The following is a 14,933-nucleotide window of genomic DNA, read 5'->3' on the forward strand; positions in this document are numbered from 1 at the left end:
GGCCCCGAACGCTCACCGCGTCCCGGGGCCCGTTGCCGGCGTACGTCAGAAGGGGGCGTGGGCTCAGCCCTCGGCCTTCTCCTCGCCCTTGTCCTCGGAGGTCTCGGCGCCCTCGGCGGAGGCGTCCGCGGCCTCGGCCTCGGTCTCCTCCTCCTCGTCGTCCAGGTCGACGATCTCGCCGTTGGTGTCCTTGACCGTGGCCTTCTCGACCACGGCGGCCAGGGCCTTGCCGCGGGCGACTTCACCGACGAGGAGCGGGACCTGGCCCTGCTCGACGACGGCCTGGGCGAACTGGTCGGGCGACATGCCGGAGGAGGCGGCACGGCGCATCAGGTGCTCGGTGAGCTCGTCCTGGTTGACGTTGAGCTTCTCCTGCTTGACCAGCTCGTCGAGGACGAACTGGGTCTTGATGCCCTTGATCGCCGCCTCGCGGGTCTCGGTCTCGAACTCCTCGGCGGTCTTGCCCTGGATCTCCAGGTACTTGTCGAGGGTGAGGCCCATCTGGCCGAGCTGGTGGTGCTCGAGGTTGTGCTTACGGGTGTTGATCTCGTCCTCGAGGAGCTTCTCGGGGACCGGGACCTCGACCAGCTCGAGCAGCTTGTCCAGGACGCGCTCCTGGGCCTGCGTGGCCTGGTCGTACTGCTTCATGTTGGCCAGGCGCTTGCGGCTGTCGGCCTTCAGCTCCTCCAGCGTGTCGAACTCCGACGCCAGCTGGGCGAAGTCGTCGTCCAGCTCGGGCAGCTCACGCTTGGCGACCTGGGTGACCTTGACGGTGACCTCGGCCTCCTTGCCGGCCGCCGAGCCGCCCTTGAGCTCGGAGGTGAAGGTGGCCTCGCCACCGGCCTCCAGGCCCTTCACGGCGTCGTCGATGCCGTCCAGCAGCTCACCGGAGCCGATGGTGTAGGAGACGCCGTTGGCGATGCCGTCCTCCAGCACCTCGCCCTCGACCTTGGCCTCCAGGTCGATGGTGACCACGTCGCCGTCCTCGGCGGCGCGCTCGACCGGGGAGGTGGAGGCGAAGCGCTCGCGCAGCTGCTCCACCGACTTCTCGACGTCCTCGTCGGTGACCTCGACGGCGTCGACCTCGACCTCGATGCCGGAGTAGTCCGGGATCTCCAGGGTCGGGCGGATGTCGACCTCGGCGGTGAAGTTCAGCGTCTCGCCGTCCTTCAGCTCCGTGATGTCGACCTCGGGCTGGCCGAGCGGGTTCAGCTCGGCCTCGTTGACCGCGTCGGTGTAGAACTTCGGAAGCGCGTCGTTGACCGCCTCCTCCAGAACCGCACCGCGGCCGAACCGCTGGTCGATGACCCGGGCAGGGATCTTGCCCTTGCGGAAGCCCTTCACCGTGACCTGCTGGTTGATCTTCTTGTACGCCGCGTCGAGGCTGTCCTTGAGCTCCTCGAAGGGCACCTCGACAGTGAGCCGAACCCGGGTCGGGTTCAGGGTCTCCACGGCGCTCTTCACGGTTCGGTCTCCTTGTGGCTGACTTCTTGGGTTCTGCCGGAGCCAGAGGGGCCCGGCCGATTTCGCCGCCCGGAGACTGCAGACGCTGAGACACACGGGCGTGCAGCTTGCATAGTAACGGCAGCGGCTACACCACCCAAAAGGTGATCACGCGAGGTGATCGGCCGGATGGCCGGTGGACGGCCCCGGACGGCCGGTGGATGGTCGGGGTGGCGGGATTTGAACCCACGGCCTTCCGCTCCCAAAGCGGACGCGCTACCAAGCTGCGCCACACCCCGTCTGGTGCGACACGTAGGGTACATGCCGCCAGGCAGTGGGGAGCGCCTCATTTTCCCGTGCATCCGTGCCGGTCCGGCGCCGGCGGAAACGGGGTGTGCGGTGAAGGGGGGCGACCCGCTACGATGCCTGCAGTGCCGCGGCCACCGGTCGGCGGCGCGCGCCGTGCGGGCGTAGCTCAATGGTAGAGCCCTAGTCTTCCAAACTAGCTACGCGGGTTCGATTCCCGTCGCCCGCTCTCGACGACTCGGGGCCGGGTCGGAGGAACCTCCTCCGACCCGGCCCCGATCGCTTTCCGGGGCCTCGGGTACCCGGGGCCGTGATCACTCGCGCCGGATTACGGTGATCGCATGATGCCCGGCTCCCCCTCACCCGCAGAGATCGCCTCGATGCCCAGGGCCGAGTTCGCCTTCCCCGGGCCGCTGCGCGACCGGCTCGTCGCAGCGATCCTCGACGGCTCCAAGACCTCCACGACGGCACTCGTCGCCGACTACGAGCGCGAGGGAGCGCCCCTGCCGGAAGTCGGGAGCCGTTCGGTGGTCGTCGACTCGGACGAGCGTCCGGTCGCGGTCATCGAGGTGACCGGCGTGCGCGTCGTCCCGCTGGGGCAGGTGGATCTCGACCACGTGATCGCCGAGGGGGAGGGGGACACCGGCGTGGCCGAGTGGCGCGCAGGCCATGAGCGGTTCTGGCACAGCGAGGAGATGCGTGCGGCCCTGGAGGACCCCGGCTTCACCGTCGACGACACGACGCCGGCGGTGCTGGAACGCTTCCGCCTCGTCGCCGACCTCCGCCCCCTGGACGGCGCCCGGACCGACGAGTGACGGCGTGCCTCCGGCATGCCCGTCGGAGGTCTGCCGCGTGGCTAGAACTGGATGGAGTTGATCGTCTCCGCTATCGAGTCCAGGAACCGCTGGATGTCGTCGGCCATGCCGGTCGAGGCGAGGAAGAAGCCGAAGAGGACGGCGACGATCGCCGGGCCCGCCTTGATGGAGCCCCCTCGCAGCAGCACCACCAGGATGATCGCCAACAGCAGCACCACTGACAGTGAAATGGCCACAACTGATCACACCCTCGGTCGGTCCGCTCTCCCGGCCCGGGGGCGCAACCCCGCGCACCCCGCCAGAACCATCGTGCCACCAACCGGCCTCCGCCATGCGGCGGGTGACACATCGTCGGACCGGTTCGCGACGGCCGGGCCCGGATCCGTGCGTCCGGGCGGTCACGGAGGCGCCGGGGGCGGCGTCTCGACAGCCGTACTCCGCACAGAAATTCGACGATGCACTCCCACCGGGAATTCCGGCAGATCGTTTCCATGTCCACACACCGCGTTCGCAGATATTTCGAATTGTTGCGGCAGGCACATCGAAGCGTCCGTGATCGGTCCCTGAAAGGGCATTGAAGGGGACATTCCAGCAGAGTCGCCCGCCGGACTTATGGACGGTTTAGTCATGACGAGTCAGGACAAGCAGGGCGTCCGCAGGGCCAGCCGGCACGTGCCAACGCCCCGCACTGTGGCGGCTCTCACGCGGCCGACCAGGTCAAGTTCCCCGAAATACCGGGTAGTCGCAGTGCACTCGCGAAACCGAATAGCGGAATGACGTCGAAGGTTTTACGGATTCGCACGGACAACGCTAGGGTGCCTCAGATGTTCTACGCTGCCTCGTCCCCCATCAGAGCAGCGAGCTCATGCACCGTCTCGCCGAGTTTCCGGCGGGGGGTTGCATGACGGCCTCGCTGCGACCGAACGGCGACCGCGGGACTCCGCTCCCCCGACAACAGAGCAAGCAGCGCGACGCGTTCTTCGACAACGCCAAGTACCTGGCGATCGTGCTGGTCGGCGTGGGGCACGCCTGGGGACAGATCCTGGACGGCAACCGGACCGTGGAGACCCTGTACCGGGTCGTGTACACCTTCCACATGCCGGCGTTCATCATCATCTCCGGCTATTTCTCGCGCAGCTTCGACCTGAGTCCCAAACGCGTCAAGCGGCTGATCACCGGCGTCGTCGTGCCGTACGTCGTCTTCGAGGTGGCCTACTCGCTGCACCGGCGCTACGGCGACGACGCCCCGGATCACGACATCAGCCTGCTCGACCCCACCTATCTCCTGTGGTTCCTGTGCGCGCTGTTCGTCTGGCGGCTGACCACCCCCATCTGGAAGACGGTCCGCTGGCCGCTGCCGATCGCGCTCGGCATCGCGGCGCTGGCCTCCATGGCGCCGTCGGTCGGGAACGACCTGAACATGCAGCGGGTGCTGCAGTTCCTGCCGTGCTTCGTGCTGGGTCTGGTGCTGCGGCCCGAGCACTTCGCGCTGGTTCGGCGCCGCTCGGTGCGCATCGCGTCGGTGCCGGTGGTCGCGGCGGCGGTGGCCGTCGCCTGGTGGTCGGTGCCGCGCATGGAGACGGCCTGGTTCTACCGCAACGCCCCGGCGCAGGCCGCGGACGCCCCCTGGTGGACCGGGCCGGTGCTCACGCTCGCGCTCTTCGGCTGCTCGGTGGTCCTGACCGCCTGCTTCTTCGCCTGGGTGCCGGGCCGGCGCATGTGGTTCACGGCGCTGGGCGCGGGGACCATCTACGGCTATCTGCTGCACGGTTTCCTGGTGAAGGCCGGCACCTACGAGGGCTGGTTCCAAGAGCCCGTGCTGGATCAGCCGCTCGGCGAGATCGGCCTGACCGTCCTCGGTGCCGTCGCCATCACGCTGCTGTGCACCAAGCCTGTGCAGCGCACCCTGCGGTGCGTGGTGGAACCGCGGATGGAGTGGGCGTTCAGGCGTGACGCGGGCGAGGAGGCGCGGGAGCGCGAGGCCCGTCCGAAGACCGGGGCACGCGAGGCCGTCGAGGCGCGCGAACCGAACCAGAAGGTCCCGGTCTAGCCGGAGGGCGGCAGTTCGCGGCCCGGCGGGGCCTCCGTTTCAGCGGTCCCCCCGTTTCAGCGGTCCCCCCGTTTCAGCCGTCGCCTCCGTTTCAGCCGTCCAGACCGAGAAGTGCGCGCATCCTCGCGTACTTCTCGGTCAGTCGTGTGCGGGTGGGCTCGTCGAGGACCGCCAGCCGGGCCGGATCCGCGTTGTGCGCGAGGTCCGCCTCCTTCACCAGCAGGGCGCCGGGGGTGGCGAGGATGCGCGCGGCGTACGCCTCGGGCGGCTCCCCGTCCCGCTTGGTGACCGCGAGGACGATGTCCTTGGTGCGGCGGCTCAGCGCGGCCTCCTCCAGCCACCGCCGCGGGAGCGCGTCGTCCTCGACGGCGTCGTGCAGCCAGGCGGCGGCGATCTGCTCGTCGTCCCCGCCGCGCCGGCGTACGCCCTCGGCGACGGCGCGCAGGTGTTCGGCGTAGGGCCGGCCCGCCTTGTCCGTCTGGCCGGCGTGGGCGGCGCGGGCGGCGGCCTCGACGTCGGCCAGGGTCAGTGGTGTGGTGTCGGGCACGCGGACCAGTGTGTCAGCCGCTCGCGGCGAGCGCCTGGGCCGTCGGTCCCTCTCGGCAGATCAGCAGGAGCGCGCGGTCGTCGTTGACGTCCTTCGCGACCGCCTCGATCAGGTGCCAGGCGGCGCCGTGGAAGCCGCCGGCGACATAGCGGTCGGCCTCGCCGGTGAGGCGGTCGATGCCCTCGACGATGTCGCGGTCGGAGGTCTCCACCAGTCCGTCGGTGAACAGCATCAGCACGTCGCCGGGGCGCAGCGAGCCCTTCACGGAGTCGAACTGCGCGCCGTCGTACACCCCGAGCAGCGGTCCCTCGGCGGCCTTCTCCTCCCAGCGGCCGGTGCCCGCGCTGAGCTGGAGGCCCGGCGGATGCCCGGCGGAGTACAGCTCGTAGTCGCCGGAGTCGAGGTCGAGGACCAGGTGGATGGAGGTGGCGAAGCCCTCGTCCCAGTCCTGGCGGAGCAGGTAGCCGTTGGCGGCGGGCAGGAAGGCGTGCGGGGGCAGGCTGCCCAGCAGTCCGCCGAAGGCCCCGGACAGCAGCAGCGCGCGGGAGCCGGCGTCCATGCCCTTGCCGGAGACGTCGGTGAGGACCACCTCCAGGGTCCGGCCGCCGTTGGTGCGGGCCGCGACCACGAAGTCGCCGGAGAAGGACTGGCCGCCGGCCGGGCGCAGGGCCATCTCGCGGTGCCAGCCCGGCGGCAGCTTGGGCAGCTTGCTCTGGACGCGGATGCGTTCGCGCAGGTCGAAGAGCATGGTGCCGCCGCGTCGCCACGGCACGCCGACCCTGCTGCGGAACTGGGCGAGGAGCAGTCCGAAGAAGCCGCAGGCGGCCACCACGAGCACCACGCCGGGGGTGACCCTGGACGGGCCCTCGGTGTAGGGGCCGAGTTGTACGGACTCCACGATCAGTGCCGTGGCGGCCGCCGCATAGAGGCCGAGCAGGCTCGCCGGGCGCAGCACCAGGCCGCCCGCGACGATCGGCAGCACCAGCGCGGCCGGTGAGCACCAGACCGAGTTGGCCATGGTCGTCGCCGCGATCACCGGGATCGTCAGCAGCAGTCCGGCGAGGGCGATCCAGTCCGAGCCGTCGCCGCGGAAGTAGTCGACGGCGGATCTGCGCATGCCGACGCGGGCCCGGTGCCACTGCTTCTTCAACCGGGCCGTGAACGTCTCGGCTTCCGCGCGCCGCTGTCGTCCTGCTGCCATTAGTTCGGGACCCTATCCATCGCACCGGCCGCTTGGCACGGGAGGTCCCACTTGTCCCCCGTCCGAGGCCCGGCTTCACAGTGAACTGCACGGAGCGCGGTCGCGCGGCCGTCCCGGAGAAATTCTCTCGCCCGCCCCGCACGGCCCTGATAGGCATGGTCCATGGGCAACAACGGCAGCGACAGCACCGACGGCACCGGCTGGGCGACCGGACTGCGGGTCCCACAGCGGGACGAATGGGACCAGTGGTACGGAACGCTGGTCCGCGCCTTCAGCGGAGTCCCGGAATCGGACGACGAGAAGGAGCTGTGGAACTCGTTGACCGAGTTCGACCGCTCCCTCGGCGTCTGGGACGGGGACGAATGCGTGGGGACGGCGGGAGCGTTCAGCTTCCGGGTGACCGTGCCCGGGGGTGCGGAGGTGCCGGCCGCGGGCATCACGATGGTGAGCGTCGCCGCCACGCACCGGCGCCGGGGTGTGCTGACGTCGATGATGCGGCGGCAGCTGGACGACGTCCGCTCCTGGGGCGAGTCGCTGGCCGTGCTGACGGCCTCCGAACCGGCGATCTACGGCCGGTTCGGGTACGGCGCCGCGACCTTCCAGGTCAACGCGGAGATCGACACGGACCGGGTACGTCTGTCCGTGCCCGACGGCACGGATGACGTACGGCTGCGGTACGCGGCGCCCGCCGATGTCCTCGACGCATGCGAGGCGGTGTACGCCCGGCTGGTGCCGGGGCGGCCGGGGATGCTGGCCCGGCGGCCCGGCTGGGAGCGGCTGGGGCTGCTGGATCCGGAGAGCGGGCGGGACGGGGCGTCGCCGCTGCAGTGCGTGGTGGCCCGCAAGGACGGCGAGGTCACCGGGTACGCGCGGTTCCGGGTACGGCCGGCCTGGGGGCCGGCGGGACCCGACGGCACGGTGGTCGTGGAGGACCTGGCCGGGCTGGACCCGGCGACCGAGGCGGCACTGTGGCGCTTCCTGTTCGACATCGACCTGACGACGAAGCTGACCGTGCGCGGGCGGCCGGTCGACGAGGCCTGGCAGTACCAGGTGTCGGACATCAGGCGGTGCCAGCCGCGGCTGCGGGACGCGCTGTACGTCCGGCTGGTGGACGTCGGGGCCGCGCTGGCGGCGCGGACGTACCAGGCCCCGGTGGACGTCGTGTTCGAGGTCGAGGACGCCTTCTGCCCCTGGAACGAGGGGCGTTGGCGGCTGAGCGGTGACGTGAAGGGCGCGTCCTGCGAACGTACGGCGGACGCGCCGGATCTCGCCCTGTCGGTAAGGGACTTGGGCGCGGCCTACCTCGGGGGTGTGCCCCTGGCCGCGCTGGGCGCCGCCGGGCGCGTGCGGGAACTGCGGCCGGGGGCGCTGGCGGAGGCGTCCACGGGGTTCGCGTCCCCCGTGGCCCCGTGGCTGCCGCACGGCTTCTGACCCCGGACGACCACGGCGCCGGGCCCGCCGTCAGGCCGGACACCGGAAAAGGTTGCGGGCGGCGAGGCCGGCGGTGCGGGCCTCGCCGCCGCAGGTGGGGCGGGACGGGCGGGTCCCGCCGTCCCACGTGGCGCCGTGGCTCCCGCACGGCCGCCAGGGGCATCAGGACCACCGGCAGGCCGGGCGGCGAGGCCGGCGGTGCGGGTCTCGCCGCCGCAGGTGTAGGCGGGGCCGGGCGGTCGTCCCGCGGGGGGCCGTGGCTGCCGCGCGGGGGTCAGGTCCGCTGGCAGGTCGGGCACCAGAAGAGGTTGCGGGCGGCGAGGCCGGCGGTGCGGACCTCGCCGCCGCAGATGTGGCAGGGCAGATGGGCCCTGCGGTAGACGTAGACCTCGCCGCCGTGGTCGTCGACGCGGGGCGGGCGGCCCATGGCCTCGGGGGTGTGTTCCGGGCGGACGGTGTCGATGCGGTTGTTCCGGACGCCCTCGCGCATCAGCCCGACGAGGTCCTGCCAGATCGCGTCCCACTCGGCGGGGGTGATGTCCCGGCCCGCGCGGTAGGGATCGATGCCGTGCCGGAAGAGGACCTCGGCGCGGTAGACGTTGCCGACGCCGGCGATGACCTTCTGGTCCATGAGCAGCGCGGCGATCGTGGTGCGGCTGCGGGAGATCCGGGCGTAGGCGGTGCGGGGGTCGGCGTCCGAGCGGAGCGGGTCGGGACCGAGGCGGTCGTGGATCGCCTGCTTCTCGGGGTCCGTGATCAGGGCGCAGGTGGTGGGGCCGCGCAGGTCGACGTACGAGGTGTCGCCCGCGAGGCGGAGCCGGACGGTGTCCGTGGGCGGCGGCGCGGGCGTCGGCCCGAAGGCGACCTTGCCGAAGAGGCCGAGGTGGATGTGGACCCATCCGGTGCCGGTGAAGCCGAGGAAGAGGTGCTTGCCGTGGGCCTCGGCGGTGTGCAGGACGGTGCCGTCGAGGAGGGCGGCGGAGTCGGAGAACTTGCCCTGCGGGCTGGTGACGCGTACCGCCGTACCGGCGAAGGCCGCCGTGTGGTCCTCGGCCAGCCGGTGGATCGTGTGCCCTTCCGGCACGGATGTGGTCCTTTCTCGGCCCGCCCGCCCGGGCCCCGCGGGGCTGTGCCCGCCGTCCGGGGCCCGGCGCGGGAGTGGGCTACTGCTGGGGGTGGTGCGGCGGGATCGGCGGGAGGTCGCCGGTCGTCTCGTAGGACGACAGCATGTCGATGCGGCGGATGTGACGCTCGTCACCGGAGAACGGCGTGTTGAGGAAGGTCTCGACGAACTTCGTCGCCTCCTCCCGCGAGTGCATGCGCGCGCCGACCGCGACCACGTTGGCGTTGTTGTGCTGCCGGCCGAGCTCCGCGGTCTCCACGCTCCAGGCCAGGGCCGCCCGCACGCCCTTGACCTTGTTCGCCGCGATCTGCTCGCCGTTGCCGGAGCCGCCGATGACGATGCCGAGGGAGCCCTCGTCCGCGGCCGTCCGCTCGGCGGCGCGGAGGCAGAAGGGCGGGTAGTCGTCCTGGGCGTCGTAGATGTGCGGGCCGCAGTCGACGGGCTCGTGGCCCGCCGCCTCGAGCCATTCGACGAGGTGGTTCTTGAGTTCGTAGCCCGCATGGTCGGAGCCGAGATACACGCGCATGCGTCGAGTGTGACACGCGCTCCGCGGGGCGGCAGTGTCGGGTGTCACGCCGCAAAGCACTGATCATTTTCCTGGAAGCTCAGGGAAAGCTCAAGTAACAATCCGGAATCAAAGGTTCCCGAATTCGTTCGCCTCCGTTTCACTGGTCCGGCTCGTACACCGCTCGTACGGGACACGGCTCAACCGGCGCAAAGGAAGACCTCCCCATGACCTCGCAGCCGACCATGACCAAGGCCGACAGCGGCCCCGGAAGCCCCGGAGACCCCGGGACCGGGCTGCAGGCCGGACTCAAGAACCGCCATCTGTCGATGATCGCCATCGGCGGTGTCATCGGAGCCGGCCTCTTCGTGGGTTCCAGCTCCGGCATCGCGACCGCCGGCCCCGGCATCCTGCTCTCGTACGCCCTCGTCGGCACCCTCGTGGTGCTGGTGATGCGGATGCTCGGCGAGATGTCGGCCGCGAACCCGACGTCCGGTTCGTTCTCCGCACACGCCGACCGGGCGCTCGGCCCCTGGGCCGGCTTCTCCATCGGCTGGCTCTACTGGTTCTTCTGGGTCGTCGTGCTCGCCGTCGAGGCGACCGCCGGCGCCGCCATCCTCGAAGGGTGGATACCGGCCGTGCCCCAGTGGGCCTGGGCCCTCATCGTGATGGTGGTGCTGACCGCCACCAACCTCGCCTCCGTCGGCTCCTACGGCGAGTTCGAGTTCTGGTTCGCCGGCATCAAGGTCGTCGCCATCGCCGCGTTCATCGTCGTCGGCGGGCTGGCCGTCTTCGGCCTGCTGCCCGGTGTCGACAGCGACCAGGCGGGGCTCGCCAACCTGACGGAGCACGGCGGCTTCCTGCCCAACGGGCCCGGCGCCATCCTCACCGGCGTGCTGCTCGTCGTCTTCTCCTTCATGGGCAGCGAGATCCCCACCCTGGCCGCCGGTGAGTCCGAGGACCCGCAGCGGGCCGTCACCAAGGCGACCAACAGCATCATCTGGCGCATCGCCGTCTTCTACCTGGGCTCGATCTTCGTCGTCGTCGCCCTGCTGCCGTGGGACTCCCAGTCGATCATCGACAAGGGCTCCTACGTGGCCGCCCTGGACTCCCTCGGGATCGCGAACGCCGGCCAGATCATGAACTTCATCGTGCTGACGTCCGTGCTGTCCTGTCTCAACTCCGGCCTGTACACGGCCTCCCGCATGGCCTTCTCCCTCGGCCAGCGCGGTGACGCGCCCAAGGCCTTCGCCCGGACCACCGGGCGCGGTGTGCCGCGGACGGCGATCCTCGTGTCCGTCGTGTTCGGCTTCGTCGCCGTCTTCTTCAACTACAAGTTCCCCGACTCCGTCTTCCTCTTCCTGGTGAACTCCTCGGGCGCCGTCGCCCTGTTCGTCTGGCTGGTGATCTGCTTCTCGCAGCTGCGCATGCGGAAGATCATCAAGGCCGAGGCGCCGGAGAAGCTGGTCGTGCGGATGTGGCTGTACCCGTACCTGACCTGGGCCGCTGCCGCCCTGATCGTCTTCGTGCTGGGCTACATGCTGACCGACACCGAGCACAACGGACGCACGACCGTGCTGCTGTCGCTGCTGGTCGCGGCGATCGTCCTGGTCGTCGCCGTCGTCAAGCAGAGGATCGCGGGCGGACGGCGCGGCGAAGCCGAGGCGGTCCCGGCCGACACGGCCGCGAAAAGCTGACGGAGACTGTCAGGTAATGCCGCCACGATGCCCGCCATGGACATCGTGAACACCCCCCAGCACACCTCCGGCGAGCTCGTCCTCCGCCCCGGCGATCCCGGGTACGAGGGCGAGCTCGCCGGTTTCCAGACCGGATTCGCCCGGCGCCCCGACGTCGTCTTCGCCGCCGCCTCGGCCGATGACGTGGTCGCGGGCGTGCGGTACGCGGCACGGCGGGGGCTGCCGGTCGCCGTCCAGGCCACCGGGCACGGGCTGCCGGGTCCGTCCACGGGCGGGGTCCTGATCACCACGCGTCGCATGGACGGGCTGGGCGTCGACCCCGCCGCCCGCACCGCCCGGCTCCAGGCGGGCGTGCGCTGGGGTCAGGTCGTCGCGGCCGCCGCACCGCACGGGCTGGCGCCGCTCAACGGGTCGGCGCCGTCCGTCGGAGCCGTGGGATACGTCCTGGGCGGCGGGCTCGGCATCCTGGCCCGGCGGTTCGGGTACGCGGCCGACCATGTGCGCGCCCTCGACGTCGTCACCGCCGACGGGCGGCTGCGGCACGTCACCCGGGAGTCGGAGCCCGGCCTGTACTGGGCGCTCCTGGGCGGCGGAGGCGGCCTCGGCGTCGTCACCGGGCTGGAGACCGGTCTGGTCCCCGTCGCCACGCTGTACGGCGGTTCGGTCTCCTTCGACGGGAGCCGGGTCGGCGCGGCGTCCGCGCTGCGGGCCTGGCAGGAGTGGACGCGGACCGTGCCCGACGGGCTGACCTCGTCCTTCGCGGCCGTACCGTACCCGGACCTGCCGGCGCTGCCCGAGGCGTTGCGGGGGCGGTACGTCGTCTCCGTACGGGTGGCGTACACCGGCGCCGACGGTGACCGGGCCGTCGCCCCGCTGCGGCGGATCGGGCCGGCGCTCGCCGACTCGCTGCGCGAGATGCCGTACGCCGAGAGCCACACCATCCACAGCGATCCGGACGTCCCGCACGCCTACTACGGGGACAGCGCGGTGCTCCGCGAGCTGGACCCCGCCGGGGCCGGCGCGCTGCTCGCCCGCACCGGGCCGGACGCGGGCGGCGCCCCGTGCGTCGTGCAGATCAACCATCTGGGCGGGGCACTGGCCGCCCCCGCGCCGAACTCCGTTCCCCACCGCGAGGGCCGGTTCCTGGTGCGCGTGCTGACCTCGGGGGACCGGGGCGCCGCGCGGGAGCGGCTGGACGCCGCCCTCGCCCCGCTCGCGCCGGTCACGATCGGGCGCTGCGTCAGCTTCGCCTTCGGCACGGGTGACCGCACGAAGGGCCTGCACGACGCGGAAACGCGGAAGAGGCTCGCCGTGATCCGGTCGCAGTACGACCCGGCGAACCTCTTCCGCGGGAGCTTGTGACGCGTCAGCGCTTTCCGGCCAGCTTCCAGGCGGTGGGCAGCACGCCCATCGCGAGGGCGGCCTTCAGGGCGTCGCCGATCAGGAACGGGGTGAGGCCGGCCGCGACGGCCGCGCTCAGGGACATGTCGGCGGCCAGGGCCAGGTACGGGACGCCGACGGCGTAGATGACCGCCTCGCCCAGCAGCATCGTGCCGGCCATGCGCCAGGCGGAGCGGTCGGCGCCGCGGCGGGCCAGGGCGCCCACGACGGTGGCGGCCAGCATCATGCCGAAGACGTAGCCGAGGGACGGGGCGGCGGTGCCGGAGCCGCCCTCGGCGAACCACGGCACGCCCGCCATGCCCACCAGCGCGTACAGCGCCAGCGAGAGCAGGCCGCGGCCGGCCCCGAGGGAGGTACCGACGAGCAGCGCGGCGAAGGTCTGGCCGGTCACCGGCACCGGGGAGCCGGGCACGGGCACCGCGATCTGGGCCGCGAGGCCGGTGAGCGCGGCGCCGCCGGCCACGAGCGCGACGTCCCGCACTCGGGAGGCGGGGATGAGGTCGGCGAGGACCTGCCCGGTGCGGGCGGGGGCTGCAGCGGTGCTCATGGGGACTCCGCGATGGTATGGACATGTCGGGACACGGTGACGCTATCCCAGCCTCCGGCGCCGATCACCGGCAGCGCTCGACAAAGGCGGGATCGGGAGCTTGGTGGGCTCCCGACAAAGGACGGCACGCACACGTCATTCGGCGTGACACCGGTCACGTGGCCGAAGAGGTGCAGGTCACCCCGCCGGCCCCGGGAGGGGACTGTGGGGTTCCGCCAAAAGCCCGGTGCACGACGATGACCGGCAATCGGACGGTCACGTTCCGTATCGTGACTGTCCGCATCGTGGGCATCCGCTGTCGCCCCGTCGCGCGAGCGCGGACACTGTGGGGGTTTTTGCCCCCCGTCCCCCACGCATTGGACGAGCCGCGCCCATGCCCAGCACCGCCACCGGGACGCCGCCGAAGTCGGACGACGTCTCCCTCTCCCACGGCCTCAAGCAGCGCCACCTGTCGATGATCGCCCTCGGCGGCGTGATCGGCGCCGGGCTGTTCGTCGGCTCCGGGGCCGGCATCGCCGCCGCCGGTCCGTCGATCGTCGTCGCCTACACCCTCTCCGGCCTCCTCGTGATGCTGGTGATGCGGATGCTGGGCGAGATGTCGGCCGCGTATCCGTCGTCGGGCTCCTTCTCCGCGCACGCCGAGCGGGCGATCGGCCCGTGGGCCGGCTTCACCGCGGGCTGGTCCTTCTGGGTGCTGCTGTGCACGGCCGTCGGCCTGGAGGGCATCGGCGCCGCGCAGATCGTCCACGGCTGGCTGCCGGGCACGCCCGAGTGGGCGTGGGTGGCGCTGTTCATGGTGGTGTTCTGCGGCACCAACCTGGCCGCCGTGAAGAACTTCGGCGAGTTCGAGTTCTGGTTCGCGGCCCTGAAGGTCGGCGCGATCACGCTGTTCCTGGTGCTGGGCGTGCTGGCGATCGCCGGGGTGCTGCCCGGCACCGACTCCCCCGGCACCTCCCACCTGACCGACTTCCTGCCCAACGGCGGCGACGGCCTGATCATCGGCCTGCTCGCCTCGGTCTTCGCCTACGGCGGCCTGGAGACGGTCACCATCGCGGCGGCCGAGTCGGAGAACCCGGTCAAGGGCGTGGCGAGCGCCGTACGGACGGCGATGTGGCGGATCGCGCTGTTCTACATCGGCTCCATGGCGGTCATCGTCACCCTGGTCCCCTGGGACTCCAAGGAGGTCGTCGAGAAGGGCCCGTACGTCGCCGCCCTGGACGAACTCGGCATCCCGGGTGCCGGCCAGCTGATGAACGTCGTCGTCCTGGTCGCTCTGCTGAGCGCGATGAACGCCAACATCTACGGCGCCTCCCGCATCGCCTACTCCCTGGTCGAGCGCGGCCAGGGCCCGAAGGCGCTCGGCCGGGTCTCCGGCGGGGTGCCGCGGATCGCGGTCCTCGTCTCCTCCCTGTTCGGCTTCGCGTGCGTGCTGCTCAGCTACTGGCGGCCCGACGACGTCTTCTCCTGGCTGCTGAACATGATCGGCGCGGTGATCCTGGTCGTCTGGATCTTCATCGCCGTCTCCCAGCTCAGGCTGCGCCGCCGCCTGGAGCGGGAGGCCCCCGAGAAGCTGGTCGTGCGGATGTGGGCCTTCCCGTGGCTGACCTGGGTGGCGCTGGCGGGCATGGCCGCGGTGTTCGTACTGATGGCCCGTGAGCCGGACACCCGGGTGCAGCTGTACTCGACGGGCGGGATGACGCTGGTCCTGGCGGCCGTCGGCTACGCCTGGCAGCGGGCGCGGGCGCGCGGCTGACCGCTCGGCCCCCGAGGGCCCCCGCACGGAGACGGATCCGTGCGGGGGCCCTTTCGTGTGTGCCGGGCACGGCCCTTTCGCGTGTGCCGGACACGCCCGTCCGGCCTCTTGCTG

General features: G+C 71.4%; 13 protein-coding genes and 2 tRNA genes. 7 read left to right on the plus strand and 8 right to left on the minus strand.

Annotated elements, in window-relative coordinates; all coding sequences use genetic code 11:
• Positions 1-63: 63 nt before the first annotated feature.
• Together tig and H0H10_RS03895 are read right to left on the minus strand one after the other, a co-directional pair.
• Complete coding sequence (gene tig, locus H0H10_RS03890) at positions 64-1,464, minus strand: trigger factor (protein ID WP_188179377.1); 1,401 nt, start codon at positions 1,462-1,464, stop codon at positions 64-66.
• A 201-nt stretch (positions 1,465-1,665) separates the two neighbouring features.
• Positions 1,666-1,742 (minus strand) — tRNA-Pro (locus tag H0H10_RS03895).
• 165 nt (positions 1,743-1,907) lie between these two features.
• Here H0H10_RS03895 and H0H10_RS03900 point away from each other — a divergent pair.
• Together H0H10_RS03900 and H0H10_RS03905 are read left to right on the plus strand one after the other, a co-directional pair.
• Positions 1,908-1,978, plus strand: a tRNA-Gly gene (locus tag H0H10_RS03900).
• A gap of 112 nt (positions 1,979-2,090) precedes the next feature.
• Entirely contained in the window at positions 2,091-2,564 is a 474-nt protein-coding gene (locus H0H10_RS03905; protein ID WP_223179327.1) for an ASCH domain-containing protein, read from the plus strand.
• Between the two features lie 41 nt (positions 2,565-2,605).
• Here H0H10_RS03905 and H0H10_RS03910 read toward each other — a convergent pair whose 3' ends face one another.
• Positions 2,606-2,800 carry a hypothetical protein gene (locus H0H10_RS03910; protein WP_077800179.1) on the minus strand — a complete coding sequence of 65 codons (195 nt, stop codon included), beginning with the start codon at positions 2,798-2,800 and terminating at the stop codon, positions 2,606-2,608.
• 665 nt (positions 2,801-3,465) lie between these two features.
• On the opposite strand from H0H10_RS03910, the gene H0H10_RS03915 reads away from it, so the two are divergent.
• Positions 3,466-4,614, plus strand: coding sequence for an acyltransferase family protein (locus H0H10_RS03915; protein ID WP_188179378.1), 1,149 nt, complete (start codon positions 3,466-3,468; stop codon positions 4,612-4,614).
• A 91-nt stretch (positions 4,615-4,705) separates the two neighbouring features.
• On the opposite strand, the gene H0H10_RS03920 is transcribed toward H0H10_RS03915, so the two are convergent.
• The gene (locus H0H10_RS03920) at positions 4,706-5,161 is read right to left on the minus strand and encodes an HD domain-containing protein (RefSeq protein ID WP_188179379.1); all 456 of its coding nucleotides are present in this window, start codon (positions 5,159-5,161) and stop codon (positions 4,706-4,708) included.
• 13 nt (positions 5,162-5,174) lie between these two features.
• On the minus strand, positions 5,175-6,362 hold the full coding sequence (locus H0H10_RS03925) for a PP2C family protein-serine/threonine phosphatase (RefSeq protein WP_188179380.1): 1,188 nt from the start codon (positions 6,360-6,362) through the stop codon (positions 5,175-5,177).
• Between the two features lie 162 nt (positions 6,363-6,524).
• Between H0H10_RS03925 and H0H10_RS03930 the strand changes: the two genes are divergently transcribed.
• Positions 6,525-7,793 carry a GNAT family N-acetyltransferase gene (locus H0H10_RS03930; protein ID WP_188179381.1) on the plus strand — a complete coding sequence of 423 codons (1,269 nt, stop codon included), beginning with the start codon at positions 6,525-6,527 and terminating at the stop codon, positions 7,791-7,793.
• Between the two features lie 274 nt (positions 7,794-8,067).
• Here the strand turns inward: H0H10_RS03930 and H0H10_RS03935 are convergent, their stop codons facing one another.
• Both H0H10_RS03935 and H0H10_RS03940 read right to left on the minus strand, forming a co-directional pair.
• Positions 8,068-8,877: an Fpg/Nei family DNA glycosylase gene (locus H0H10_RS03935; protein ID WP_188179382.1), complete on the minus strand. Its 810-nt coding sequence runs from the start codon at positions 8,875-8,877 to the stop codon at positions 8,068-8,070.
• Between the two features lie 79 nt (positions 8,878-8,956).
• Positions 8,957-9,442 carry a ribose-5-phosphate isomerase gene (locus H0H10_RS03940; protein WP_188179383.1) on the minus strand — a complete coding sequence of 162 codons (486 nt, stop codon included), beginning with the start codon at positions 9,440-9,442 and terminating at the stop codon, positions 8,957-8,959.
• A gap of 206 nt (positions 9,443-9,648) precedes the next feature.
• Here H0H10_RS03940 and H0H10_RS03945 point away from each other — a divergent pair, with 206 nt between their 5' ends.
• Both H0H10_RS03945 and H0H10_RS03950 read left to right on the plus strand, forming a co-directional pair.
• A complete protein-coding gene (locus H0H10_RS03945) occupies positions 9,649-11,118 on the plus strand; it encodes an amino acid permease (protein ID WP_188179384.1) in 1,470 nt (489 codons plus the stop codon).
• A gap of 36 nt (positions 11,119-11,154) precedes the next feature.
• A complete protein-coding gene (locus H0H10_RS03950; protein WP_188179385.1) occupies positions 11,155-12,480 on the plus strand; it encodes an FAD-binding oxidoreductase in 1,326 nt (441 codons plus the stop codon).
• A 4-nt stretch (positions 12,481-12,484) separates the two neighbouring features.
• Here the strand turns inward: H0H10_RS03950 and H0H10_RS03955 are convergent, their stop codons facing one another.
• Positions 12,485-13,066, minus strand: a complete 582-nt coding sequence (locus H0H10_RS03955; protein ID WP_188179386.1) for a biotin transporter BioY — start codon at positions 13,064-13,066, stop codon at positions 12,485-12,487.
• A gap of 373 nt (positions 13,067-13,439) precedes the next feature.
• Between H0H10_RS03955 and H0H10_RS03960 the strand changes: the two genes are divergently transcribed.
• Positions 13,440-14,819 (plus strand): amino acid permease, encoded by a 1,380-nt coding sequence (locus H0H10_RS03960; protein WP_188179387.1) that lies wholly within the window; start codon positions 13,440-13,442, stop codon positions 14,817-14,819.
• The last annotated feature ends 114 nt before the right edge of the window (positions 14,820-14,933 follow it).

The sequence above is a fragment of the Streptomyces griseicoloratus genome, assembly GCF_014534645.1.
Lineage (GTDB): Bacteria > Actinomycetota > Actinomycetes > Streptomycetales > Streptomycetaceae > Streptomyces > Streptomyces griseicoloratus.

Bases quoted from the DNA above. Each gene is read 5' to 3' on its own strand.
- H0H10_RS03925 (WP_188179380.1), bottom strand. From the start codon at position 6,362: ATGGCAGCAGGACGACAGCGGCGCGCGGAAGCCGAGACGTTCACGGCC.
- H0H10_RS03915 (WP_188179378.1), top strand. From the start codon at position 3,466: ATGACGGCCTCGCTGCGACCGAACGGCGACCGCGGGACTCCGCTCCCC.
- H0H10_RS03955 (WP_188179386.1), bottom strand. From the start codon at position 13,066: ATGAGCACCGCTGCAGCCCCCGCCCGCACCGGGCAGGTCCTCGCCGAC.
- H0H10_RS03940 (WP_188179383.1), bottom strand. From the start codon at position 9,442: ATGCGCGTGTATCTCGGCTCCGACCATGCGGGCTACGAACTCAAGAAC.
- H0H10_RS03905 (WP_223179327.1), top strand. From the start codon at position 2,091: ATGATGCCCGGCTCCCCCTCACCCGCAGAGATCGCCTCGATGCCCAGG.
- H0H10_RS03960 (WP_188179387.1), top strand. From the start codon at position 13,440: ATGCCCAGCACCGCCACCGGGACGCCGCCGAAGTCGGACGACGTCTCC.
- H0H10_RS03930 (WP_188179381.1), top strand. From the start codon at position 6,525: ATGGGCAACAACGGCAGCGACAGCACCGACGGCACCGGCTGGGCGACC.
- H0H10_RS03950 (WP_188179385.1), top strand. From the start codon at position 11,155: ATGGACATCGTGAACACCCCCCAGCACACCTCCGGCGAGCTCGTCCTC.
- H0H10_RS03945 (WP_188179384.1), top strand. From the start codon at position 9,649: ATGACCTCGCAGCCGACCATGACCAAGGCCGACAGCGGCCCCGGAAGC.